The following is a 22,727-nucleotide window of genomic DNA, read 5'->3' as shown; positions in this document are numbered from 1 at the left end:
GTCACGAGACCTCCTCGGGCGCATTCATCGGCGACGACCGGGTCGCCGCGGCACCGACGGCGTTCGCGACGCGGACGACGCTTCCCATCGGGGCTGCGAGTTGCCGGAAGACTGCGGATTCCGGCGAGTTGAGGGGAAGCCACACCACTCGATCGGGCAGATCCGCGACAACCAGCGGGAGGGTGACCGATCCCCGGTCGGTGCTCACGGTTACCGAGGAACCCTCGGCGGCAACGATTTCGGCGGCCGACGCGGCCGACAACCGGACAACCGGTGTTCGAGCGGTCCCGGCCAGATGGGGTTCCCCGTCCTGCAGACGTCCGGAATCGAGGAGCATCCGCCAACTCGCCAGAACCGCTTCACCGGGTCCGGCCTGGGGCGTCGCCCGCGGAGAATAGGCGGGCCCGGCCGGTCGTTCCCCGTCCCAGCGGTCGAGCCGCCCCAGTTCCGCGCGTGCCGCCGCAGCATCAGGCAGTCCGAGCCGGATGTTCATCTCGGAAGCGAGGGCATCGAGGACCCGTTGGTCGGGCATGGCCCCTGTCCCGCGCAGAGCCGCCTCGAACACGCGCGGCCTGCCCTCCCAGTCGAGGAAGGTGCCCGGTTTCTCCACCACTGGTGCCACGGGGAAGACCACGTCCGCCCGTTCGGTCACCTCGCTGCTGCGCAATTCCAGACTGACGACGAAGTCCGCCGCCTCGACGGCCGACAGGGCGGCCCGCGGATCGGGCAGATCGCTGACCTCTACCCCGGCGATCACCAGTGCACCGAGCGTGCCGGCTGCCGCCGCGGCCAGAATCTCTGCTGTTCCACGACCGGGAGTCGACGGCAGTTCGGGCACGTTCCACATTTCCGCCACCTGTCGACGGGACTCCGGATCGTCGAGAGGCCGACCCCCGGGCAGGAGTGTGGGCAGGACGCCTGCGTCGACCGCACCCCGTTCACCGGCCCGCCGCGGCACCCACGCCAGGCGAGCTCCCGTGGCATCGGCGAGGCGCGCGGCGGCGGAAAGCCCACCGGGAACGGTCGCCAGGCGCTCACCGACCAGGATGACCGCACCGGGTTGGCGCAACGCCGCCGCGAGTGCCGCGCCCTGTTCGTCGAGTCTCGTCTCCGGGTGGGAGACGAGCGCGTCGAGCAACGCCGCCTCCTCTCCCGGCACCGCACGCAGCAACCGGCCCGACATCTTCGTCAGACTGCGGGTGGTGAAGGGCGCAATCGAGTACACGCTGTGCCCGCTCCTGCGTACGGCCTTGCGGAGCCGCAAGAAGATGATGGGCGACTCCTCTTCGGGCTCGAACGCGACGAGCAGGACGGCCGGTGCTTTCTCCAGATCGTCGTAGGTCACTTCCAGTCCGCGGCCCGCGACCCGTGCCGCCAGGAACTCGGCCTCTTCTGCCGAATGCGCGCGGATCCTGAAGTCGATGTCATTCGAATCGAGTGCGACCCGCGCGAATTTCGCGTAGGCGTACGCGTCTTCTACCGTGGCTCGCCCGCCGACGAGAACCCCCGCATTTCCGCGCGCGGCCGCCAGCCCCCGGGCGGCGAAGGAAAGGGCTTCCGGCCACGAGGCCGGCACCAGAGCACCCGTGTCATCGCGAACCAATGGGGTAGTGAGACGGTCGCGCTCGGTGGCGTAGGTGAAGGCCCACCGCCCCTTGTCACAGTTCCATTCCTCGTTGACCTGCGGATCGTCACCGGCCAGCCGTCGTAGCACTTTGCCCCGGCGATGGTCGGTGCGCTGCGCGCAACCGCTCGAGCAGTGCTCGCAGACACTCGGGCTGGAGACGAGGTCGAACGGACGCGCCCGGAACCGGTATGCGGCACCCGTCAGCGCACCGACCGGACAAATCTGTACGGTGTTGCCGGAAAAATACGACTCGAACGGTTCCTTGGCATAGATGCCGACCTGCTGTAGCGCACCCCGCTCCTGAAGTTCGATGAACGGATCGCCGGCAACCTGTTGGGAGAAACGCGTGCACCGGGCGCAGAGCACGCACCGCTCCCGGTCCAGCAACACCTGCGAGGACAGCGGAATCGGCTTGGGAAAGGTGCGTTTGACTTCTTCGAAACGAGACTCCGTACGCCCGTTCGACATGGCCTGATTCTGCAGAGGACACTCGCCGCCCTTGTCGCAGACCGGGCAGTCGAGCGGATGGTTGATCAGCAACAACTCCATCACACCCTTCTGCGCCTTGTCTGCGGCAGCCGAGGTGAGCTGAGTGCGAACCACCATGCCGTCGGTGACGGTGGTCGTGCAGGAGGCCAACGGCTTCCGCTGCCCCTCCACGTCGACCAGACACTGACGGCAGGCGCCCACCGGATCGAGCAGCGGGTGATCACAAAATCGCGGAATCTGGATACCGGCCAGCTCGGCGGCACGAATTACCAACGTGCCCTTGGGAACGCTCAGATCGACACCGTCGATGACAAGGCTCACCTCGTTCACCGGGGGTGCGTCTTTGCTCGCTGCGCTCGCAGGCACTTGGGCTGTCACGCGGGAACTCCTGCCATGAGAGTTGACTGGTGCGGATCGAATGGGCAGCCGCCCTGTTCGAAGTGCGCGAGATACTCGTCCCGGAAGTACTTCAGGGAAGACATGATCGGGCTTGCCGCTCCGTCACCGAGGGCACAGAACGACTTTCCGAGGATGTTGTCGGAAATGTCGAGCAACTTCTCGAGGTCGGTCTCGGAACCTCCCCCACTTTCGAGACGCTGCAAAATCTGCACCAGCCAGTAAGTACCTTCCCGGCAGGGCGTGCACTTACCGCATGATTCGTGGGCATAGAATTCGGTCCAGCGCAGCACCGCGCGCACCACACAGGTGGTTTCGTCGAACAGCTGTAAAGCCTTGGTGCCGAGCATCGATCCCGCAGCACCCACACCTTCGTAGTCGAGCGGAACGTCGAGGTGCTCGTCGGTGAACATCGGGGTCGACGAACCACCCGGGGTCCAGAATTTCAACTGATGCCCGGCGCGCATTCCCCCCGCATATTCCAAGAGCTCCCGCAACGTGATGCCGAGCGGCGCCTCGTACTGCCCGGGCCGGCTGACGTGTCCGGACAGCGAATAAAGAGTGAAACCGGGTGACTTTTCGGTGCCCATCGAACGGAACCACTCGACCCCGTTCTGCAGAATCGGCGGCACGCTCGCGATCGATTCGACATTGTTGACGACCGTCGGGCAGGCGTACAACCCGGCCACAGCGGGGAATGGGGGACGCAAACGGGGTTGTCCGCGACGGCCTTCCAGAGAATCGAGCTGAGCAGTTTCCTCACCGCAAATGTACGCGCCGGCGCCCGCGTGGACGACGAGGTCGAGGTCGTACCCGCTGCCGAGAATGTTGCGGCCCAGGTACCCGGCGGCGTACGCCTCGGATACCGCGGCCTGCAGGCGACGCAGCACAGGCACCACTTCACCGCGCAGATAGATGAAGGCGTGACTGGCGCGAATGGCGTACGCGGCGATGATGACGCCCTCGACGAGTGCATGTGGGGTGGCCAGCATCAACGGAATGTCCTTGCAGGTGCCGGGCTCGGACTCATCCGCATTGACCACCAGATAGTGCGGTTTGGCGTCGTCCTGCGGAATGAAACCCCACTTCACCCCGGTCGGGAATCCGGCGCCACCACGACCCCGCAGTCCCGAGTCCTTGATCGTGTCGATGACCTCGTCCGGCTGCATCTTCAGCGCTTTGCGCAGCGCCTCGTACCCGTCGTGGCGGTGGTAAGTGTCGAGAGTCCAGGACTGGGGGTCGTCCCAGTACCGGCTGAGGACAGGAGTCAGCGGCACCTCAGTCTCCCTTGCGTGTCGGGTCGGTCCCGGAGGTGGATTGGTGCGGCGGCGTCGGCTCGGACGGTGCAGGAGCCGGCTTGTCCTTCGTCGACTCCGTCGCCAATGGCTTGCCGATCTCGGCGTGCGGCCCCGACCCCGATGGCCCGGCCGGCGGGGACGGCGCATCCATGTCGAGTTCTCGGGCGACGTGCAACCCCGCCAGGGTGGCAGGGCCGGCGCCGCCGCCGGCTTCCAACGCTCCCGGTCGCTCATCGGGGAATCCGGCGAGCACGCGAGCCGTCTCGCGGAACGTGCACAGCGGCGCTCCCCGGCTGGGTGTCACCTTCTCACCGGATCGCAGCGAATCCACCAGCGTGCGGGCCGACTCCGGGGTCTGGTTGTCGAAGAATTCCCAGTTGACCATCACGACAGGAGCAAAGTCGCAGGCCGCGTTGCATTCGATGTGCTCAACCGTGACCTTGCCGTCCGACGTCGTCTCACCCGGTCGCACACCGAGGTGATCCTCGAGCGCCGCAAGGATCGCGTCACCGCCCATGATCGCGCACAACGTGTTGGTACAGACCCCGACGAAGTAGTCACCGGTCGGAGAGCGCCGGTACATCGAATAGAAGGTGGCCACCGCCGCCACCTCCGCCCCGGTGAGACCGAGCTGATCGGCGCAGAATTCCACACCCGCCGGACTGATGTACCCGTCCTCCGCCTGCACCAGGTGCAGCAGGGGCAGCAACGCGGACCGGGCAGTGTTCTGCGGTCGCTCTCCTGGCCCCGCCCCGGGCTTCGGGTAGCGGCCGATGATCTCCGCGGCCTCTCCGTCCAGCCTGGCCCGCACCTCCGGCGGATAACTCTCCCGCGCACCCGGCCACACGAGTTGGTTGTTCTCCTCGGGCCGTGGTCCGAACTCGATGAACACCGGTGCGCTCTTGCTTGCTGCGGTCGCGGGCGCCGGGCTCTGGCTTCTCGGCAAGGAGCTCATCGGTCGACTCCGCCCATGACGGGATCGATGCTGGCGACCGCGGCGATCACGTCCGACACCATGCCGCCCTCACACATGGCGGCCACCGCCTGCAGGTTGGTGAACGAGGGGTCTCGGTAGTGCACCCGATACGGGCGGGTGCCGCCGTCGCTGACCATGTGCACACCCAGTTCTCCTCGCGGCGATTCCACCGCCACATAGACCTGGCCGGGCGGCACCCGGAAACCCTCGGTCACCAACTTGAAATGGTGGATCAACCCCTCCATCGAGGTGTCCATGATCTTGCGCACGTGCTTGGTGGAGTTTCCCAATCCGTCACGATCCAACGCCAGATCCGCCGGCCAGGCGATCTTCCTGTCCTCGATCATGATGGGGCCGGGGCGCAACCGGTCGAGGCACTGCTCGGCGATCTTGAGCGACTCCTTCATCTCGTCCACCCGAATCAGATACCGGCCGTACGCATCACAACCGGTATGGGTACAGACGTCGAACTCATAATTCTCGTACCCACAGTAAGGTTCCGACTTCCGCAGGTCGTGCGGCAAGCCGGTGGCACGAAGCATCGGACCGGTGATCCCCAGCGCCATACAACCCGTGAGATCCAAATAGCCGATCCCCTCGGTGCGGGCCTTCCAGATCCGGTTCTCGTTGAGCAGGTTCTCCATGTCCCGAATCCGTGACGGCAGCACCGTCAGCAACTCACGAACCTTCTCGACAGCACCGGCCGGAAGATCCTGCGCCAGCCCACCCGGTCGGATGAAAGCATGATTCATCCGAAGCCCGGTGATGGTCTCGAAAACATCGAGGATCAGCTCCCGCTCACGGAAACCGAACAACATCGCGGTGACGGCACCCAATTCCATGCCACCCGTCGCCAACGCCACCAAATGCGACGAAATGCGGTTGAGTTCCATCAGCATCACCCGGACAACCGTGGCCCGCTCCGGGATCTCGTCGGTGACCCCCAGCAACTTCTCCACACCCAGGCAGTACGCCGTCTCATTGAAAAACGGAGACAAATAATCCATCCGCGTCACGAACGTGACACCCTGAGTCCAATTGCGGTACTCCAGGTTCTTCTCGATCCCCGTGTGCAAGTAGCCGATTCCACAGCGCGCCTCGGTGACCGTCTCACCCTCGATCTCCAGGATGAGCCTCAAAACACCATGCGTAGAGGGATGCTGAGGCCCCATGTTGACGACGATCCGCTCCTCGCCCGTCCCCTGCGCGGTACCCTCCGCAGGCACCCTCGCCGCCGCGAGAATCTCGTCCCAATCCTGCCCGGCGACAGTGACCATCACCTCCGGTCGCTCCGTCCGCGCCGCACCCTCGCCCATCAGTTGTACCCCCTCCGCTCATCGGGCGGCGCTATCTCCGCACCCTTGAACTCCACAGGAATACCGCCCAGCGGATAGTCCTTCCGCTGCGGATGACCCGACCAGTCATCAGGCATCTCGATCCGAGTCAACGACGGATGACCATCGAACACAATGCCGAAGAAGTCGAACGCCTCCCGCTCATGCCAATCATTCGTCGGATACACCCCATACAACGACGGCACATGCGGATCCGCATCCGGCATCGCCACCTCCACACGGACCCGGCGATTATGCGTAATCGACATCAACGGATACACCGCATGCAGCTCCCGACCCATCTCCTGCGGGTAATGCACCCCACTGACCCCCAAACACAACTCGAAACGCAACGACGGATCATCCCGCAACGCCCGAGCCACCTCCGGCAAAAACTCCCGGCGAACATGGAACGTCAACTCATCCCGGAAAACGACAACCCGTTCGATCGCCTCCCCCACACCCCGCTCCGCCAACGCCGCCCCGAGGGCATCCGCCACCTCATCGAAATACCCACCCAACGGACGAGGAGAACTGCCCGGCAACGCCACCGGACTCACCAACCGCCCATACCCCGACGTATCCCCACTGCCCTGCACACCGAACATCCCGCGGCGTACGCTGATCACTTCAGAAACACTGCTCGCTGAGTCATGGCTCGCTGCGCTCGCGGGTGCATCAGCTACATGGCTCGCTTCGCTCGCAGGTGCTCGGCCTGGATCGCGAACCCTTCCCTCGTCACTCACTCGCTTCGCTCCCTCGCTGAGACACGGCTCGCTGCGCTCGCAGGTGCTCGGCCTGGATCGCGAACCCTTCCCTCGTCACTCACTCGCTACGCTCCCTCGCTCCTCAGTCCAGGCTCCGCGGGCCGAGCACAACAACACCACGCGGCTCGCTTCGCTCGCGCGTGTGACCACAGCGGCGGTCATCGGAGAAGGCCCTTCATCTCGATCGTCGGAGTGACGGCCAGGGCGGCCTCCTCCGCCGCACGTATCGCCTCTTCACGGTTCACGCCCAGCGGCATTTCCTGGATCTTCTCGTGCAACTTCAAGATGGCGTGCAACAACATCTCCGGCCGCGGAGGGCAGCCCGGCAGATAAATGTCCACAGGGACCACGTGGTCGACGCCCTGGACGATGGCGTAGTTGTTGAACATGCCCCCCGAGGAGGCGCAGACACCCATTGCCAGCACCCACTTCGGCTCCGCCATCTGGTCGTAGATCTGGCGAAGCACCGGTGCCATCTTCTGGCTGACCCGGCCGGCGACGATCATCAGGTCGGCCTGGCGCGGAGACGCCCGGAATGCTTCCATCCCGAATCGGGCGATATCGAACCGGCCGGCACTGGTGGCCATCATCTCGATCGCGCAGCACGCGAGGCCGAAAGTCGCGGGCCACAGGGAGCCCTTCCGTACGTAACCGGCCAGACCTTCCACCGTGCTCAGCAGAAAGCCGCTCGGCACCTTCTCCTCGATACCCATATCCGACTCTTCCTACTTCCGGTTTCGCTATTCATCCGCTTCGCGGCCCGTCAGATGCGAGCACTGCGAGCGATCGAAAAGACACCTAATCCCAACTGAGACCGCCCCGCCGCCACTCGTACACGTAGGCCACCGCAGCGCTGAAAATGAAGAGAGCCATAGCAACGAGACCGAAGAAGCCGAGGGCATCGAAATGGATCGCCCACGGATAAAGGAACACGATCTCGATATCGAAAATGATGAACAACATGGCGGTCAGGTAGTACTTCACGGGAAAACGGCCACCACCCACCGGTTGCGGGGTGGGGTCGATTCCGCATTCGTAGGCGTCGAGCTTGGCCCGGTTGTAGCGCTTCGGACCGACAACCGACGCCAAGATCACGGATACGACCGCGAATGCGACAGCAATTGCTCCGAGCACGAGAATCGGCACGTAGACGTTCATGCGCTGAGCACCTCCCTGCGAAGCCTGGCCGCGATACCCCATCTCCTCGAGCCGAGAATCCCTCAGCGCGTAGATATGTGAGTTGAGACACAGACTACCGGTTTCGGCGATCTTGTCTCGGTTTCAGCGCCCGCAGTTCCCCAGAGATTTACGCGGGTGTAATTCCCCAGGGCCGCATCGGTCACACGACAGGTCATGCAGGGCAGATCACAGGGCAAAGATGCAGGTCAAGCGGATTTCACGCACTGATGGCACCCGTCCCCGAGGAGCGAGGTTCGGAGAGCCGACCCTAAGACGAGATACGCGTGCGGAGCAGCGCGACGACCGCCTCGCCGAGCCTGATGGGGTCGATCGGGTGAGGGACCGCAGCCTCGGCCCGCGACCAGTTGGCCAGCCACGCGTCGTCAGCTCGCCCGGTCAGCACGAGTACGGGCGGGCACGGGTCGATCTCGTCTTTCAACTGCTTGGCGATCCCCATGCCGCCGGCCGGGGATGCCTCACCGTCCAAGATGGCCAAGTCTATTTCGCCCGCATCCAAGTGCTGGATCACCACCGGTCCGGTCGCCACTTCCACATACTCGAGATCGGGCAGATCGGGATGCGGACGCTTACCCAGAGCCGACACGACCTGCCGACGTGTGTTCGGGTCGTCGCTGTAGACGAGGACGCGCAGCGAGGTGGGGCGGCTGGGACGGGCGGTCGCGTCGGTCACGGACCCGATGCTACCGGCCGGCTACGGCCGGAACGCGTTGCTTTCGCCGATGATCCGGCACGGACGAGGTGGTGGAGCGCGCCACCCGGGGCCGCCCAGCAGAGCACCCGCACCGGCGTCGAGCACCGCTACCGGCGCCGCTTCACATCCGTCAGGATGGATACACGATCTCGAACTACGACGATCGAACGGACGGTACGACCATGAGGCGTTTCGCGTCGACATTGCTGGTGGTGCTTGCACTGTGCGCAGTGGCGGTTGCCCTGTTCTATTTCACGTCCCGGACGCCGCAGGACACCGCCGCGCGGCCGATGGAGGACAAGGCGTTCATGATCGACGGTAGACCGATGACCTGTCGTGAACTCTTTCCGCCGGGTTGCGACTTCGACCTGCAGTATTCGTACAACCGGTGGGGAGAACGGCTCGACAGTTTCGTCGATACGAGCGACCTCGGGCCCTACGCGCGGGACATCGGGTTCGCGGCGTCGGCGAAGCTGAGCCTCCAAGCCTGCCGACTCTCGGAGACGTCGGGAAAGACGATCCTCGAGTTCGTCGAACTCGCTCGACGTGACCATCCGGAGGCCGGCAGCCCCCAGGTCTTCCCCTTCTGGAACCGCGCACGTCAGTTCCTATGCCCCGGGGTGTGACTCGGCGCGGTGGCCAGTGCCTGCCCGGACGGACCCTGAGCGACGGCCCCTTCTGTTTACCCATGACGGCTGCGGGTACCACGACCTCCATGGCGACCAACAGCGCGCGAGACGTTGAGCACCGTGCCTCCGAGACCGCCATCCCCGGCGGCGGTCCGACGGTTTCGGGACTCGAGGCACTTCGCATCGCGGCAGTACTCGGCTTCACCCCGATCGCTGCCGGTGTCATCGCGCGGCGTCCGTCGATGATGGCCGTCCTGGGGCGACTCGGCGCCGATGCGCCCACCGTGCCCTTCGTGCGCCGACTGCGGGAGCGCTATGGGCCGGGACCGCTGCAGCTACAGCTTCCGAAGCGGCGGCTGGCAGTAGTGTTGACCGGCGGCGATGCGGGTCGAGTCCTCGACGGCTCACCCGAACCGTTCAATCCCGCCAACCGGGAGAAGAAGGGTGCACTCTCGCCCTTCCAACCGCACGGCGTGCTGATCTCGGAGGGACACGTTAGACAGCAGCGAAGGCGCATCAACGAGGAGGCTCTCGACACCTCACACGCGATGCATCACCTGGCCGATCCGATGGTCGAGGTGATCCGGCACGAGGTTGCTGCCCTGCTGGCGTCCGCGCAGTCGAAGGGAACACTCGACAGCGACGAGTTCACCCGCACGTGGTGGCGGATGGTCCGCCAGATCGTCCTGGGAAAGTCGGCTCGCGACGACCACGCGATCACCGATCAGCTACACAAGCTTCGGGCCAACGGCAATTGGTCGTACTTCCTTCCACCGCCACGCAAGCTCCGTGATCGGTTCATCGAAAGCCTGTACTCCTACGTCGACAAGGCCGAGCCTGGATCCGTGGTCAGTTCCCTGGCCGCCCTACCGGCCGGAGGGGCCATCGACCCGGTCGGCCAGATACCGCACTGGCTCTTCGCTTTCGATGCGGCCGGCATCGCCACCAGTCGCGCTCTGGCACTGCTGTCCACACACCCGGAGCAGCGTCGACTCGCCCGCGGGGAGGTTGCCGCCTGGGATACGACAGTGCCCCAGCAGTACCCGTATCTTCGCGCGTGCGTGCTCGAGTCGGTGCGGTTGTGGCCGACGACGCCGACCATTCTGCGGGACTCCACCCGCGACACCACGTGGGGTTCCGGCGACGGCGAGTTCACCATTCCGGCTGGTACCGCCTTCATGATCCTCGCCCCCGCCTTCCATCGTGATGACCGAACGTTCTCGTTCGCCAACGGCTTCGCGCCCGAGGTCTGGCTCGACGGGACTGCGCAGTCACGCCCCGAACTGGTGCCTTTCAGCGCCGGCCCCGCCGAATGCCCGGGCCGCAACCTCGTGTTGTTCGTAACGAGCACCGTGCTGGCGTTGATGCTGGAGGCCGCCGACTTCCAGCTCACCTCCACCCCCGCACTGACGCCTGGTCAGCCACTGCCCCCGACCCTGAACAACTTCGGACTCCGCTTCCGCGTCACCTCGACGTAAGGGGTCGACGGCTCCTTTCCGCGGAGTCACTGCGTTCTGCCGCCGTCTCGTTCTGATCTCCTGGGCAGCCTCTGTGTGAACCACCCCGACGCCTCCTTCGGCTGGCGGCGTCCTGATTGCAATCCGCTGCAACCTTTATTGCGTGCGTCATATCGCCCTACATTCATGACCCGGGTTACACGAGGTCGCGGGCGACAACGAAGTTGCAGCGTCGTCGCAATCGGAAGCGGGCCCAGCAACAGCGGCCCCAACGCAGAAACAGAGGAGAGCAATGGCGCTGACCAAAAGTGCACTATTGAGCGCGTATCGGAAGATGGCCGAGATCCGGGCGTTCGAAGACCGTTTGCACGAAGAGAACGCCACGGGCGACATCCCCGGGTTCATCCACCTGTACTCGGGGCAGGAAGCCATTGCCGTCGGAGTATGCGAGAACCTCGAGGACACCGATTACATCGGGTCGACCCACCGCGGGCACGGTCACTGCATCGCCAAGGGCTGCGACCTTCACGGCATGATGGCAGAGATTTTCGGTAAGGACGACGGGCTCTGCCACGGCAAGGGCGGGTCGATGCACATCGCCGACCTGTCGGTGGGCATGCTCGGAGCGAACGCCATTGTCGGCGGCGCCCCGTCTCTTGCGATCGGAGCCGCGCTGAGCGCCAAGACCCTCGGCAATGGTGGCGTCGCAGCGTCGTTCACCGGAGACGGCGGTTCCAATCAGGGCACCGTGTTCGAGGCCATGAACATGGCCGTGGTTCTCGACCTCCCGATCGTGTTCGTGATCGAGAACAACGGATTCGGCGAGGCCACCGGACGCGACTACGCCGTGGGCGCCCCGAGCATCGCGGACCGGGCGTCGTCGTTCGGCATGCCGGCGGCCACGGTCGACGGCACCGACTTCTTCGCCGTGTACGAGGCAACGCGGGAGGCCGTCGAGCGAGCTCGCGGCGGTGGGGGACCATCCACGATCGAGGCCGTCGCGCACCGCTGGCACGGTCACTTCGAGGGCGATGCGCAGCTCTACCGCACGGCGGACCAGGTGGCCGAGATCCGGCAGACCAAGGACCCGCTGCTCAATTTCCGCAACCACGACGACAGCAAGAAGGTCTCCGCAAAGGAACTCGACGCGATCGAGGCCGATGCCCGAGCGCGGGTCGACGACGCCGTCGCGAAAGCGCGCGCCGCGAGCTACCCCCCGGTGGAAAACCTTCTGACCGACGTTTACGTGTCGTACTGAGAGTGAGAACAGAGATGACCACGTCGAAAACGACGTATCGCGAAGCAATCAAGGCCGCACTCGCCCAGGAGATGGAGCGCGACGCGACTGTCGTGCAGATCGGTGAGGATCTGCGCGGTGGCCAGGCGGGCACCAACCCGGAACTCGAATCCGGGAAAGTCGAAGCGTTCGGTGGTGTGCTCGGTGTGACGAAAGGGTTGTGGACGGAGTTCGGTTCCGAGCGTGTCATCGACACCCCGATCACCGAGTCCGCGATCATCGGTATGGCCGCGGGTGCCGCGCTCACCGGACTTCGCCCGGTCGCGGAATTGATGTTCATGGACTTCTTCGGAGTCTGCTACGACGCCCTCTACAACCAGGCTGCCAAATTCCGGTACATGTTCGGCGGCAAGGCACGCACCCCAATGGTGGTGCGCGGCATGATCGGTGCCGGATTTTCCGCAGCCGCCCAGCACTCGCAGTCCCCGTACAACGTGTTCGCCGCCGTCCCGGGTCTGAAGGTGGTCGCACCGTCCAACGCGTACGACGCGAAAGGTCTTCTCATCCAGTCGATCCGCGACGACGACCCGGTCGTGTTCTGCGAACACAAGACCCTGTACGACCTCAAGGGTGAGGTGCCCGACGCCCCGTACACGATTCCGTTCGGCGTCGCCAACTACACCCGTGAAGGCACCGACGTCACGGTCATCGCGCTCTCGGCCATGGTCAATGCCGCCAATGCCGCCGCCGACAAACTCGCCACCGAAGGCATCTCCGTCGAGGTCGTCGACCCCCGCACCGTCTCACCGCTGGACGAGGAGGGCATCCTCGAATCGGTCGCTTCAACCGGCCGGGTGGTCATCGTCGACGAATCCGCGGCCCGATGCGGATTCGGGCACGACGTCGCCGCCCTGATCGCCACGCAGGCGTTCGGCTCGTTGAAGGCCCCCATCGAGTTGGTCACCCCGCCGCACACGCCGGTGCCGTTCTCTCCCGTGCTCGAGCAGGCGTGGCTGCCGAACGCCGCCCGTATCGAGGCAGCCATCCGCAAGGTCGTGAGTGCCTGACATGAGTGACATCAAACTGATCGAAGTTCCCAAATGGGGCCTGTCGATGGACGAGGGCACCGTGACGGAGTGGCTGATCGAGGAGGGAACATCCTTCGCGAAGGGCGACCTGCTCTGCGAGATCGAGACCAGCAAGATCACCAACGAATTGGAGGCGCCGTTCGACGGCGTGCTGCGGCGGGTGGTCGCCAAGCCGGGTGAGACGTTGCCGGTCGGTGCGGTGCTGGCGGTATCGGCAGAGGCCGCCGTGTCCGATTCCGAGATCGAGAAAGTCCTGACCAGCATCGGGGCGGATCAGGTACCGGTGCCCGCCGAGTCCGACCGGTCCCCGGGCGGGCAGCCCACACCCGCCGAACCGGATGTCAAGCGCACCCCCTCCGCACCCGCGGCACAGGAATCAGCGCCCGCTGCCGGCGGGCACACCGGAGCGAGTGCGGGCGGGACGACGACCGTTCCGCAGTCGCTGCGGGGTCGGGCGGAGGGTGATGTGTTCGCCACCCCGCACGCGCACAGGCTGGCCGACGAGCTGGCGGTAGACCTGGGACTCGTCGAGGGTAGTGGTCGAGAGGGCCGGATTTCCGTCCAGGACGTTCAGGACGCGATCCGTGCGGCGGGCGGTACCGTCGCGCAAGCACCCACTCCGGCGCGTTCGGGTGTGCCCGGCCGCTCCACCCAGGACGACAGCACGATCGACGCCACACCGGTGGCCCGGCGCCTGGCGAGAACCCTCGGCATCAATCTGCACGATTGCCGGGCAACCGGATCCCGCGGCCGGGTCTGTGAAGCGGACATCCGGGAAGCCGAACGGAAGTTTCGGCTACTACCGGATCCGGTAACCACACCCCTCGCTGACGAGGGCGCCGCGCAGGCTGCACCGGAATACGAAACCATTCCGTTCACCGCGATGCGCAAGGCGATCGGTCGGCGACTGCAGGAATCGAAGCGCAACGCCCCGCACTTCCGGCTCACCGCCGACCTGCAGATCGACAACCTCCTAGCACTGCGCAAGCAGATCAACGCGACCGTTCCCACGGTCAAGTTGTCGGTCAACGACTTCGTCGTCAAAGCGTGCGCGGCGGCGCTGCGCAAGATGCCCGATGTCAACGTGCAGTTCGACGAAGCGGCGCAGTCGGTGCTGCGGTACGCGAGCGCGGATATCTCGGTGGCCGTCGCCCTCCCGTCGGGCCTGATCACGCCGATCGTCCGGGGTGCAGAGAGCAAGACACTCGCGGAAATCTCCGGGGAAGTGCACTCTTTGGTGACGAAGGCCAAGGCCGGGAAGCTGAGCCCCGACGAGTTCCAGGGCGGAACGTTCACCGTCTCGAACCTCGGGATGTTCGGTGTGCGCGAATTCGACGCGATCATCAACCCGCCGCAGGGCGCCATTCTCGCGGTCGGTGCCGGACAACCGCGCCCGGTTGTCGTCGATGGTCAGGTGGTGACCCGCACAATGCTCACCGTCACCCTGTCCTGTGACCACCGGGTGATCGACGGTGCTCTCGGCGCTACGTTCCTGCAGGAGCTGCAGCGCTTTGTCGAGTCGCCGGCATTGATGCTGGTCTAGGGAGCAACGATGACTGACAAATACGACGTCCTGGTAATCGGTAGCGGTCCGGGCGGGTACGTCGCCGCCATCCGCGCCGCTCAACACGGACTCCGCACCGCGGTGATCGAACGGGACCGACTCGGCGGTATCTGCCTCAACTGGGGGTGCATTCCCACCAAGGCCCTGCTTCATGGCGCCGACGTCGCACATACCCTGGCGAACCTGCGACCGCTCGGATTCACCGCTAGCGGAATCGAATTCGACATCACGCAGCTCGTCGAGTTCAGCCGTGGGGTGTCGGGCCGGTTGTCCGATGGCATCGGCTACCTGATGAAGAAGAACGGTGTCGACGTGATCACCGGCACCGCCAAGCTGATCGACAAGGGCGTCGTCGGCGTCAGGTCCGGAAAGGACGAGTCGGCACCGGCCACCGAGTACCGGGCCGATCACATCATCCTGGCCACCGGTGCTCGCCCGCGGTCGATTCCCGGAGTGACCCCAGACGGCGAACGGGTCTGGACCTACTTCGATGCCCTCGTCCCGACCGAACTTCCGAAATCGTTGCTGGTCATCGGATCCGGTGCCATCGGTGTCGAGTTCGCGAGCCTCTACCGGGACCTCGGCAGCGAGGTGACAATTGTCGAAGTGGCACCGCAGATCATGCCCGTCGAGGACGCCGCCGTCGCCGCACACGTGCGGCGGCAGTTCGAGAAGCGAGGTATCACGATTCGCACCGGCGCCTCGGTGTCCGACCTGACGGTCGGCACGGATTCGGTCGCGGTAACTGTGACGTCGGCAGACGGCACGGTGGAAGAAGTTACCGTCGACCGGGTTCTGGTCGCCGCCGGAATCCAGGGCAACGTCGAGGACCTCGGGCTGGAGGACATCGGAGTCGAGGTGGACCGGAGCTTCGTCACCACCGACCAGTGGTGCCGCACCACCGCTTTCGGGGTCTACGCGATCGGTGACGTCGCGGGCGGTCCGTGTCTGGCGCACAAGGCCAGTCACGAAGGTGTGCTGTGTGTCGACAAGCTGGCGGGTGCCGAGCACGTGATCCCGTTGGACAAGGACTACGTGCCGGGCTGCACGTACGCGCGGCCGCAGGTGGCCAGCCTCGGGCTCACCGAGGACCAGGCGCGCGGCACCGGTCGTCGCCTGCAGATCGGGCAGTTCGATCTGCAGGCGTCCGGCAAGGCGCTCGCCATCGGCGAGGCCGACGGGTTCGTCAAGACGATTTTCGACGCCGACAGCGGCGAGCTCATCGGCGCCCACATGGTCGGTCCTGATGTCACCGAACAGATCCAGGGCTTCGGCATCGCGCGATCGCTGGAGGCCACCGGTGACGACCTCGCGGAAGTGATCTTCGCGCACCCGACGCTGTCCGAAGCCATGCACGAATCGGTGCTGGCTGCGCTGGGTCGCCCGATCAACATGTAGCAAACCCGCCGAACCGCGGTTGCCCCGCGGTTCGGCGGGAACCACCACCCAGGAATCGACACGTGACTGCCACACCACGAACATCGACCGAGGCCGCACAGGCCCCGCCCGGCCGCAAACTCCTTCGACTGGAAATCCGAAACGCGGAGACCCCGATCGAACGCAAGCCGAACTGGATCAAGACGAGAGCGAAGATGGGCCCGGAATACTCCGAGCTCAAAAGCCTCGTCACACGCGAAGGCCTGCACACCGTCTGCGAAGAAGCCGGCTGCCCCAACATCTACGAATGCTGGGAAGACCGCGAGGCCACCTTCCTCATCGGCGGTGAGCAATGCACCCGCCGCTGCGACTTCTGCCAGATCGACACCGGCAAACCCGACGAACTCGACCGCGACGAACCCCGCCGCGTCGCCGAGTCCGTCCAGGCCATGGGCCTGCGCTACTCGACCATCACCGGCGTCGCCCGCGACGACCTCCCCGACGGCGGCGCCTGGCTCTACGCCGAAACGGTGCGCCTGATCCACCAGCTCAACCCCGGCACCGGCGTCGAACTGCTGATCCCGGACTTCAACGCCAAACCCGAGCAACTCGCCGAGGTGTTCTCCACCCGCCCCGAGGTCCTCGCCCACAACGTCGAAACCGTGCCCCGCATCTTCAAGCGCATCCGCCCGGCCTTCCGCTACCAGCGCAGCCTCGACGTGATCACCGCCGCCCGCGAGGACGGACTCGTCACCAAGTCGAACCTGATCCTGGGAATGGGCGAAACCCCCGACGAGGTCACCCAGGCGTTGCACGACCTGCACGACGCCGGCTGCGACATCATCACCATCACCCAGTACCTGCGTCCCTCACCGCGGCATCACCCCGTCGAGCGGTGGGTCAAGCCCGAGGAATTCGTGGCGCACTCCACCACCGCCGAAGAGATCGGCTTCGCCGGCGTGATGGCCGGGCCACTGGTCCGCTCCTCCTACCGGGCCGGCCGCCTGTACGCACAGGCGATGGCCCACCACCGCCGCGAAATTGCGGACCGACTCCATCATCTCGCAGCCAACCACACCACCCGTCAGGAGCCTCACCCATGAGTAACCGTTCCATCATCGAAGACTCGCGGATCCTCGAGTTCGCCCGCCGCTGGCTACCTTACGGGGGTGGGAACACCGGTGATCTCCTCGTCGAATTCGGTATGACACCCGCCGGCTACATCGCCAGGCTCGGAGAAATTCTCGACGGTCCCGCCGGCTGGCACCTCGACCCCCAACTCCGCGCGGACCTACGCAGCTTCGTCGACACACGTATTCAGGCCGTGCGCACCACAGCTCAGCCGAACATCCGAACCTGAACATTATCCGCGAACCGGTACGGCTGAGCAATCAATATCGGGCCCAGACTTTTTCGGAGACGGGAGATCTCGGCGCGGACGGCGACGACGTGGTCACGGTCGCCGAACAGCGCCTCGCTCATCGCGGCGGCGTCAGTACCGCCGGGCCCTGCGTCCGCGAGGACACGCAGAATCTGAGCGTGTCTCGGCGACAAGGCCCGGGTCCAGTTCACATCTCCGCGCACCGTCGCGCGGGGCGACGCACCGAGGTCGAGCTCGAGGTCGAGGTCTGCCCGATCCTCTCGGCGACGCACCAACCACCCCGCACCGAGCGGCTCCGGCACACACCACCCCAGACCCGGCACCAGTAAGGGCTTTTCGGCGCACGGAGGCGCCAACCGTTCAGGTACAGCGATTCCGCCGGCTTCCACAACCCAGCCGTGCCGGTCCACGACGAGTGCGGGCCCACCGGCGGCGGCGAGCACCGGCGCCGCTTGCGCACGGAGCTTGTCGAGTTGGACGGTGTGCTCTCGCCACAACGTCGACTCGGCCAAGCGCACCGCAGTTCGCACGAGCGCCATGGTGGTCGGATGGACCGACATCGCCGACCCGCTGATGTCGACCACGCCGAGCACCTCGCCCGTCCGCGGGTCGCGGACCGGCGACCCGGTACACGACCAACCGGAGTGCGACCGCGCATAATGCTCGGCCGAAAACAATTGCACCGGAGCCCCTTCGACCAGTGCAGTGCCGACGGAATTGGTACCGACCAAGTCCTCGGACCAGCGTGCACCTTCCATGAAGCCGAGCGCATCGGCAGCCTTGCGCACGGCGCGGGAACCGTCTCGCCACAGCACCACCCCATCGGTGTCGGCGATCACCACGATGAACTTCGCATCGTCGGCCACCTCGGTCAACGTGCTCCGGAGCTCCGGCAGAACCGAACGGAGGGCAGTTCGGGTACGGCGGGACTCGAGTTCGGAGCAGTCCGCGAATACGACGTCTTCACACCGGGCGGGGCTGACACCCTCGGCCTGAAGTCGCGACCACGACCTGGCGACAACCTCACGCGGAGGCATGGGCGGCTTCTGCCCGGACAGTACCGCGTCGTGCACCTCGCTCAACACTTGTGCGTGCCGGGAGAGATTCACACCGGAACCCACAGCCAGGAGCCTCTCCGGCGTCGAACTGGTCGCACTCACGACACCGAGCTTACCGTCGTGTTGTGAGCCGGGACACGGGCGGTCGGAGCTCACGCCACGGGCACGATTCGGGGAGGCCATTCCTTGAAAGCGGCTTCGCACCCGCCGATTCCAGGGCGGTGGGGGTCGGGCCGCCCTCATCGGCGCTCACCCTGCCTCCCCGGCGATCCGTTCGAGCAGCGGGCGGGTTCGGTAGGGAATGGCGTCGCGCATCGCGACCGACACCGTCGTACGTTCGATTCCAGGGACGGCAAGAATGAGGCCGGCCACCCGGTACAGATCATCGGCATCGACGGCGACTACACCGATGTGGAGGTCCGCAGCCCCGGAGATGCCGACGACCTCGGTGACCTCGGCGATGTCTCTGAGGTGGTTGATGACCTCCTCGAGACGATGTTGATCGACCACTGCAGTGACGAAGGCCTGCAAGGGATAGCCGAGATCCCGGGGCGCCACGCACCGGTCGACCGGCGCCAGTACCTTCTGCTCGTCCCACCGAGACATCCTCGCCTGCACAGTGTTACGTGCCATGCCCAACAGAGACGCCAACTGCACGCCGGTCGCGCGAGGGACGTCGCAGAGCGCAAGGAGCAGGCGGGCGTCGGTCCGATCGAGTCTCGTCATGTAGCGGAGTATGCCACCAGGCGACTCAACGGTGCTACGCATTCTGCTTGATTTTGTCAGCGATACTGCGCAAACGGCCCATGGCGTCGCGGTGGTGCACCGATGCAACGGCATTGGATCCCACCGTTGCCGCCACGGCTCGGGCCGTGATCGGCACCGACCACAGCGACGCGACCTGACCACTCATGACTAGGCGCCGCGCAGGACCTCATCGTCGTTCAGGTCGGGGAAGTCCTGCGGGAACCGCATCAGGTCGGCGGTCGACGTCACCCGTTCGGGTAGAACAGTGCACCGGGTGCCCGGCGTGAGCTGGGCTTGGCGAGGACGCGCTGCAGTGCCGTGCGGCCGCCGATTGCACTGGCCAACAAGCCCAGTAGCAGTGCCACGTTGGTCATACCGCCATCCTCTCCGGTGCGGTGCGATCACCCCGGAGCGGTCGGGGCTCGGAGCGTTCACCGGCGAACATCGCCTCGATACGCAACTTGATTTCTTCGGTACTGATCGACCCCGCCCGGCGGGACGAGCGTGCATGGGTCGTTGATCCTGAAACGGGAAAGCTCACGAATGTAGGTGTCCTGTCGATGCGATGTTGATGGTGGAAGAAAGGTCAGATCATTACCGATGCGGCGGCGACGCAGGCAAGGGTCGCGACCGCTGCGACACCGGCCAGAAGCGCGGACCCGGTCACTACCACGGCGGGTGCCGCTGCCGCTGCCGCGGCACCGAGCGCTATCGAAGCGCCCGAGCGCACCAGTGAGGTCGTCGACTCGTCAGGAAGCGGGGTGTGGTGGGTGGTGTGCACGCCGGGGTCCTTTCCGGATCGGGTCGACTGCAATAACGTGGAAGTAGACGTTTTCCGCGGTCACGGTTAAGTGTGCGCTGGATCACATTCGGTCATGGCGTTAGTTGTACATCATCAAAAAGACGAATGCCACTTGTGATCGCGCCCAACAGAGCCGAGCGCCCTCGACCGGCACAATTGGACATCGGTTCAAGTTGCGTGGCCGGGCGTGACGATGCCGTGGTCAAATGCGTAGACAATGGCGGCGGCGCGGTCACGAAGATCGAGTTTGACGAAGATGTGCCCGATGTGGCTCTTCACGGTTACTCCCGAGATGCCCAGCGCGCGGCCGATCTCACTGTTGCTGTATCCCCGGCCGATGAGCGCGAGCACATCGAGTTCCCGCGCCGTCAGCTCGTCGACGCTGCGACCCGCCCCGTTGGTGGGCCCGGCGGCGGTGCGATAGGTGGTCAGCACTCGGCCGGTCACCGCCGGATCGAGGCAAGCTCCTCCCTCCGCGACCGTTCGCACGGCACGAATCAATTCCTCGGCGGGTGAATCCTTGAGAAGGAAACCGGCGGCGCCTGCGCGCAGAGAGCCGGACAGCAGTTCGTCGTCGTCGAAGGTGGTGAGAACCAATACCGGCGGGGGTCGATCACCGGCCTGGAGCTCACGGGTGGCCGTAATCCCGTCTACCCCCTTCATGCGTAGGTCCATCAGCACGACATCGGGTGCGTGGCGAGCCACGGCGTCGGGCACTTCCGAGCCGTCGGCGCATTCGGCAACGATGACGAAACCGTCCTTGCGTCGCAGGATCCGCCGGAGCCCTGATCGCACCAATTCTTGGTCGTCGACGAGCAACACCTTGATCTCGGGGGCGGTCACGACTGCTCCGGGGTACGACGCCGGAGCGACAGCGGGCAGGAGTCGGTCGGGAGAGGAATCTCGGCGCGCACCGACCAACCCTGATGATCCGGGCCGGCCTGCAACGTGCCACCGAGGAGTTCGGCGCGCTCCCGCATTCCACGCACCCCCGAACCACTCGAGTCCATGGGTAGTACTGCGGGAGCAGCGGTCGGATTGCGCACCACCAGCGTGATCGACTCCGGCGCGATCGAGAGTGTCACCTCGGCGTCGGCGCCCGGCGCATGTTTGATGATGTTGGCCAGGGACTCCTGCGATATCCGATAGAGACCGAGACCGGTCGCGCTGCTCACCGCGCCCGAGTCTCCTCGCATCTCGAAAGAAACCTGGAGTCCTGCGCGGCGGAAGTCTTCGACCAGATTCGGGATGTCACCGATGGCAGGTTCGGGCCGCGTTCCGGCCGGTTTCACCTCGAGCAGCCCGACCGTCCGCCGGATGTCTGCCATTGCCTGACGGCCCAGGCGCTCGGCGTCGGCGAGGGCCTCCACCGCGTCGTCGACGTCGCGATCCTCTTCGAGGGCGCGGCGGGCCCCGGTGAGATGGAGCATGGTGATGCTCAACGAGTGGGCCACCACGTCGTGGATTTCCCGGGCGATGCGTTGGCGTTCGCGAGTGGCGGCCTGCTCGGTCTGGATGACATGGGATGCGCGCTCCTGATGAAGGAGGCGGAGCTGGGTCTGCAGCAGATGTCCGATGATCCACCCCACCGCGACACCGGCGATGTACCAGGGCACGTCACCCAGCCGGTCGGCGACGGCGAATCCGGACAGCACCGCGACGGCACCCGCCGCGGTCGCAAGGCTCACGGCCAGCTTCGCCGTCGCCGCGACTTCGCCGACCATGAACACGAGAATGAACGGGGCCACGTCGAACTGACCGATCACCTGTTGCACCAACAGCAGTGCCGTCGCTGCGGTGACCACGACCGCCAGGAGAGGCCGGGGAATCATGGATCCAGGTCTCACCAGATCTCCTGCCAAGGATGTTCCCGCGGCCACCAGCGCGACCGGCAACGCCCATCCTGGGGGCACGAACGCATCTCGCTGCGCGACGGCGACACCGGCCACGGCAACGATGGCGACGTGCCCGAAGATCGGGACACCGGGCGGGTAGTCGTACTCACTCATCGTCATGCGGCGGCGAAAGTACTCCATGACCTGCACCTCACCAGCGTAGCCGGGTGAGGTTCCCCGGAACATCGTTCCGAGAGCGGAGCCGTTTCTCCGCCCGTAGTAGGAGAAGTAGTCGCGACCCTGGCACGGCGAAATCGCCTCCACAGCCCCGTAGCGTTTCCCGCATCACAAGATTCGACGGAGGTGGCGAAATGTCCTGGAGTAATTTCCACGAACGGCGGGCGGTGCTGGAGGATGTGCTGTCGGTAGCACAGCTCGACGTGCACGCAGCCCTCGAGGCCAGTGAAAGTACCGACGCGCTAAGGCTTTTCGGACGCGCTGACAACCTTCTCCTTGCATTGCAGCATCGATGGAGCAATCACCTCGCCGCGAAACTCGATCAGGCTCTCGAGGACGGCACTCCGCTGGAGGACGAGTGGTTCCACTTGGCCGCCGAACAACCGGCGCTTCGCGCGCTCCTCGACGCGGGTGCCGCCGTGTCCCCGTCACTGCGTTTCGCTCAACGAGGCGAACAGCGGATGATCGACGCTCACTCGACGGGCCGTCTCGCCGGTCCGGCTACAACGCGACACCGGGTGCCTGCGCCCTGCTAGC

The 22,727-nt window shown here is 65.4% G+C and carries 24 protein-coding genes; 9 read left to right on the top strand and 15 right to left on the bottom strand.

All coding sequences use genetic code 11. From position 1 onward, the window contains the following. Position 1: 1 nt before the first annotated feature. The 8 genes from JQT59_RS07635 to JQT59_RS07600 all read right to left on the bottom strand — a co-directional run bounded on the left by JQT59_RS07635 (position 2) and on the right by JQT59_RS07600 (position 8,757). Positions 2 to 2,437, bottom strand: coding sequence for an NADH-quinone oxidoreductase subunit G (locus tag JQT59_RS07635; RefSeq protein WP_249354565.1), 2,436 nt, complete (start codon positions 2,435 to 2,437; stop codon positions 2 to 4). 53 nt (positions 2,438 to 2,490) lie between these two features. Further along, positions 2,491 to 3,789, bottom strand: a complete 1,299-nt coding sequence (gene nuoF / locus JQT59_RS07630; RefSeq protein WP_213575608.1) for an NADH-quinone oxidoreductase subunit NuoF — start codon at positions 3,787 to 3,789, stop codon at positions 2,491 to 2,493. 1 nt (position 3,790) lies between these two features. Beyond that, complete coding sequence (gene nuoE / locus JQT59_RS07625; RefSeq protein WP_213575607.1) at positions 3,791 to 4,765, bottom strand: NADH-quinone oxidoreductase subunit NuoE; 975 nt, start codon at positions 4,763 to 4,765, stop codon at positions 3,791 to 3,793. Beyond that, positions 4,762 to 6,102: an NADH dehydrogenase (quinone) subunit D gene (gene nuoD, locus JQT59_RS07620; protein WP_213575606.1), complete on the bottom strand. Its 1,341-nt coding sequence runs from the start codon at positions 6,100 to 6,102 to the stop codon at positions 4,762 to 4,764. Before nuoD ends, nuoE begins: the two co-directional genes overlap by 4 nt. Beyond that, positions 6,102 to 6,749: an NADH-quinone oxidoreductase subunit C gene (locus tag JQT59_RS07615; RefSeq protein WP_249354563.1), complete on the bottom strand. Its 648-nt coding sequence runs from the start codon at positions 6,747 to 6,749 to the stop codon at positions 6,102 to 6,104. Before JQT59_RS07615 ends, nuoD begins: the two co-directional genes overlap by 1 nt. Positions 6,750 to 7,045: 296 nt before the next feature. Then, on the bottom strand, positions 7,046 to 7,600 hold the full coding sequence (locus JQT59_RS07610) for a NuoB/complex I 20 kDa subunit family protein (protein WP_213575604.1): 555 nt from the start codon (positions 7,598 to 7,600) through the stop codon (positions 7,046 to 7,048). 85 nt (positions 7,601 to 7,685) lie between these two features. Then, positions 7,686 to 8,045: an NADH-quinone oxidoreductase subunit A gene (locus tag JQT59_RS07605; RefSeq protein WP_109335456.1), complete on the bottom strand. Its 360-nt coding sequence runs from the start codon at positions 8,043 to 8,045 to the stop codon at positions 7,686 to 7,688. Positions 8,046 to 8,334: 289 nt separating this feature from the next. Further along, positions 8,335 to 8,757 (bottom strand): Rv3143 family two-component system response regulator, encoded by a 423-nt coding sequence (locus JQT59_RS07600; RefSeq protein ID WP_109334499.1) that lies wholly within the window; start codon positions 8,755 to 8,757, stop codon positions 8,335 to 8,337. Positions 8,758 to 8,960: 203 nt separating this feature from the next. Here JQT59_RS07600 and JQT59_RS07595 point away from each other — a divergent pair, with 203 nt between their 5' ends. The 8 genes from JQT59_RS07595 to JQT59_RS07560 all read left to right on the top strand — a co-directional run bounded on the left by JQT59_RS07595 (position 8,961) and on the right by JQT59_RS07560 (position 17,490). Continuing rightward, positions 8,961 to 9,404, top strand: a complete 444-nt coding sequence (locus tag JQT59_RS07595; protein ID WP_213575603.1) for a hypothetical protein — start codon at positions 8,961 to 8,963, stop codon at positions 9,402 to 9,404. Positions 9,405 to 9,493: 89 nt separating this feature from the next. Continuing rightward, a complete protein-coding gene (locus tag JQT59_RS07590; RefSeq protein ID WP_213575602.1) occupies positions 9,494 to 10,885 on the top strand; it encodes a cytochrome P450 in 1,392 nt (463 codons plus the stop codon). 271 nt (positions 10,886 to 11,156) lie between these two features. Next, positions 11,157 to 12,122 carry a thiamine pyrophosphate-dependent dehydrogenase E1 component subunit alpha gene (locus JQT59_RS07585; protein WP_208960018.1) on the top strand — a complete coding sequence of 322 codons (966 nt, stop codon included), beginning with the start codon at positions 11,157 to 11,159 and terminating at the stop codon, positions 12,120 to 12,122. Positions 12,123 to 12,136: 14 nt separating this feature from the next. Next, entirely contained in the window at positions 12,137 to 13,168 is a 1,032-nt protein-coding gene (locus tag JQT59_RS07580; protein WP_213575601.1) for an alpha-ketoacid dehydrogenase subunit beta, read from the top strand. 1 nt (position 13,169) lies between these two features. Continuing rightward, a complete protein-coding gene (locus tag JQT59_RS07575) occupies positions 13,170 to 14,732 on the top strand; it encodes a dihydrolipoamide acetyltransferase family protein (RefSeq protein WP_213575600.1) in 1,563 nt (520 codons plus the stop codon). 9 nt (positions 14,733 to 14,741) lie between these two features. Next, positions 14,742 to 16,151 (top strand): dihydrolipoyl dehydrogenase, encoded by a 1,410-nt coding sequence (gene lpdA, locus JQT59_RS07570; RefSeq protein ID WP_213575599.1) that lies wholly within the window; start codon positions 14,742 to 14,744, stop codon positions 16,149 to 16,151. A gap of 62 nt (positions 16,152 to 16,213) precedes the next feature. Then, positions 16,214 to 17,233, top strand: coding sequence for a lipoyl synthase (lipA, locus tag JQT59_RS07565; RefSeq protein ID WP_213575598.1), 1,020 nt, complete (start codon positions 16,214 to 16,216; stop codon positions 17,231 to 17,233). Continuing rightward, positions 17,230 to 17,490: a DUF3263 domain-containing protein gene (locus tag JQT59_RS07560; RefSeq protein ID WP_109334512.1), complete on the top strand. Its 261-nt coding sequence runs from the start codon at positions 17,230 to 17,232 to the stop codon at positions 17,488 to 17,490. Before lipA ends, JQT59_RS07560 begins: the two co-directional genes overlap by 4 nt. On the opposite strand, the gene JQT59_RS07555 is transcribed toward JQT59_RS07560, so the two are convergent. From JQT59_RS07555 to JQT59_RS07530, 7 genes are all read right to left on the bottom strand, one after another. Further along, on the bottom strand, positions 17,469 to 18,584 hold the full coding sequence (locus JQT59_RS07555) for a GAF domain-containing protein (RefSeq protein ID WP_502939841.1): 1,116 nt from the start codon (positions 18,582 to 18,584) through the stop codon (positions 17,469 to 17,471). The genes JQT59_RS07560 and JQT59_RS07555 overlap by 22 nt on opposite strands. A gap of 234 nt (positions 18,585 to 18,818) precedes the next feature. Next, positions 18,819 to 19,295: an Lrp/AsnC family transcriptional regulator gene (locus JQT59_RS07550; protein WP_213575596.1), complete on the bottom strand. Its 477-nt coding sequence runs from the start codon at positions 19,293 to 19,295 to the stop codon at positions 18,819 to 18,821. 34 nt (positions 19,296 to 19,329) lie between these two features. Beyond that, positions 19,330 to 19,482: a hypothetical protein gene (locus tag JQT59_RS07545; RefSeq protein WP_213575595.1), complete on the bottom strand. Its 153-nt coding sequence runs from the start codon at positions 19,480 to 19,482 to the stop codon at positions 19,330 to 19,332. A 79-nt stretch (positions 19,483 to 19,561) separates the two neighbouring features. Further along, the gene (locus tag JQT59_RS37640) at positions 19,562 to 19,690 is read right to left on the bottom strand and encodes a hypothetical protein (protein ID WP_283254048.1); all 129 of its coding nucleotides are present in this window, start codon (positions 19,688 to 19,690) and stop codon (positions 19,562 to 19,564) included. Positions 19,691 to 19,902: 212 nt separating this feature from the next. After that, entirely contained in the window at positions 19,903 to 20,097 is a 195-nt protein-coding gene (locus JQT59_RS07540; RefSeq protein WP_213575594.1) for a hypothetical protein, read from the bottom strand. A gap of 189 nt (positions 20,098 to 20,286) precedes the next feature. Then, positions 20,287 to 20,961: a response regulator transcription factor gene (locus JQT59_RS07535; RefSeq protein WP_230990003.1), complete on the bottom strand. Its 675-nt coding sequence runs from the start codon at positions 20,959 to 20,961 to the stop codon at positions 20,287 to 20,289. After that, complete coding sequence (locus tag JQT59_RS07530; RefSeq protein WP_249354211.1) at positions 20,958 to 22,277, bottom strand: sensor histidine kinase; 1,320 nt, start codon at positions 22,275 to 22,277, stop codon at positions 20,958 to 20,960. Before JQT59_RS07530 ends, JQT59_RS07535 begins: the two co-directional genes overlap by 4 nt. 47 nt (positions 22,278 to 22,324) lie before the next feature. On the opposite strand from JQT59_RS07530, the gene JQT59_RS07525 reads away from it, so the two are divergent. Continuing rightward, a complete protein-coding gene (locus JQT59_RS07525) occupies positions 22,325 to 22,726 on the top strand; it encodes a hypothetical protein (protein WP_213575593.1) in 402 nt (133 codons plus the stop codon). The last annotated feature ends 1 nt before the right edge of the window (position 22,727 follow it).

The organism is Rhodococcus sp. USK13 (genome assembly GCF_018343855.1).
In the GTDB taxonomy this organism is placed as follows: Bacteria; Actinomycetota; Actinomycetes; order Mycobacteriales; family Mycobacteriaceae; genus Rhodococcus_F; species Rhodococcus_F oxybenzonivorans.
The sequence above is the reverse complement of the archived record's forward strand: the minus strand, read 5'-3'. Positions and strand labels throughout refer to the sequence as shown.

Coding starts and splice junctions, on each gene's coding strand:
- nuoE (WP_213575607.1), bottom strand. CDS start 4,765: ATGAGCTCCTTGCCGAGAAGCCAGAGCCCGGCGCCCGCGACCGCAGCA.
- nuoD (WP_213575606.1), bottom strand. CDS start 6,102: ATGGGCGAGGGTGCGGCGCGGACGGAGCGACCGGAGGTGATGGTCACT.
- JQT59_RS07610 (WP_213575604.1), bottom strand. CDS start 7,600: ATGGGTATCGAGGAGAAGGTGCCGAGCGGCTTTCTGCTGAGCACGGTG.
- JQT59_RS07605 (WP_109335456.1), bottom strand. CDS start 8,045: ATGAACGTCTACGTGCCGATTCTCGTGCTCGGAGCAATTGCTGTCGCA.
- JQT59_RS07595 (WP_213575603.1), top strand. CDS start 8,961: ATGAGGCGTTTCGCGTCGACATTGCTGGTGGTGCTTGCACTGTGCGCA.
- JQT59_RS07590 (WP_213575602.1), top strand. CDS start 9,494: ATGGCGACCAACAGCGCGCGAGACGTTGAGCACCGTGCCTCCGAGACC.
- JQT59_RS07585 (WP_208960018.1), top strand. CDS start 11,157: ATGGCGCTGACCAAAAGTGCACTATTGAGCGCGTATCGGAAGATGGCC.
- JQT59_RS07580 (WP_213575601.1), top strand. CDS start 12,137: ATGACCACGTCGAAAACGACGTATCGCGAAGCAATCAAGGCCGCACTC.
- JQT59_RS07575 (WP_213575600.1), top strand. CDS start 13,170: ATGAGTGACATCAAACTGATCGAAGTTCCCAAATGGGGCCTGTCGATG.
- lpdA (WP_213575599.1), top strand. CDS start 14,742: ATGACTGACAAATACGACGTCCTGGTAATCGGTAGCGGTCCGGGCGGG.
- JQT59_RS07560 (WP_109334512.1), top strand. CDS start 17,230: ATGAGTAACCGTTCCATCATCGAAGACTCGCGGATCCTCGAGTTCGCC.
- JQT59_RS07550 (WP_213575596.1), bottom strand. CDS start 19,295: ATGACGAGACTCGATCGGACCGACGCCCGCCTGCTCCTTGCGCTCTGC.
- JQT59_RS07545 (WP_213575595.1), bottom strand. CDS start 19,482: ATGAGTGGTCAGGTCGCGTCGCTGTGGTCGGTGCCGATCACGGCCCGA.
- JQT59_RS37640 (WP_283254048.1), bottom strand. CDS start 19,690: ATGACCAACGTGGCACTGCTACTGGGCTTGTTGGCCAGTGCAATCGGC.
- JQT59_RS07525 (WP_213575593.1), top strand. CDS start 22,325: ATGTCCTGGAGTAATTTCCACGAACGGCGGGCGGTGCTGGAGGATGTG.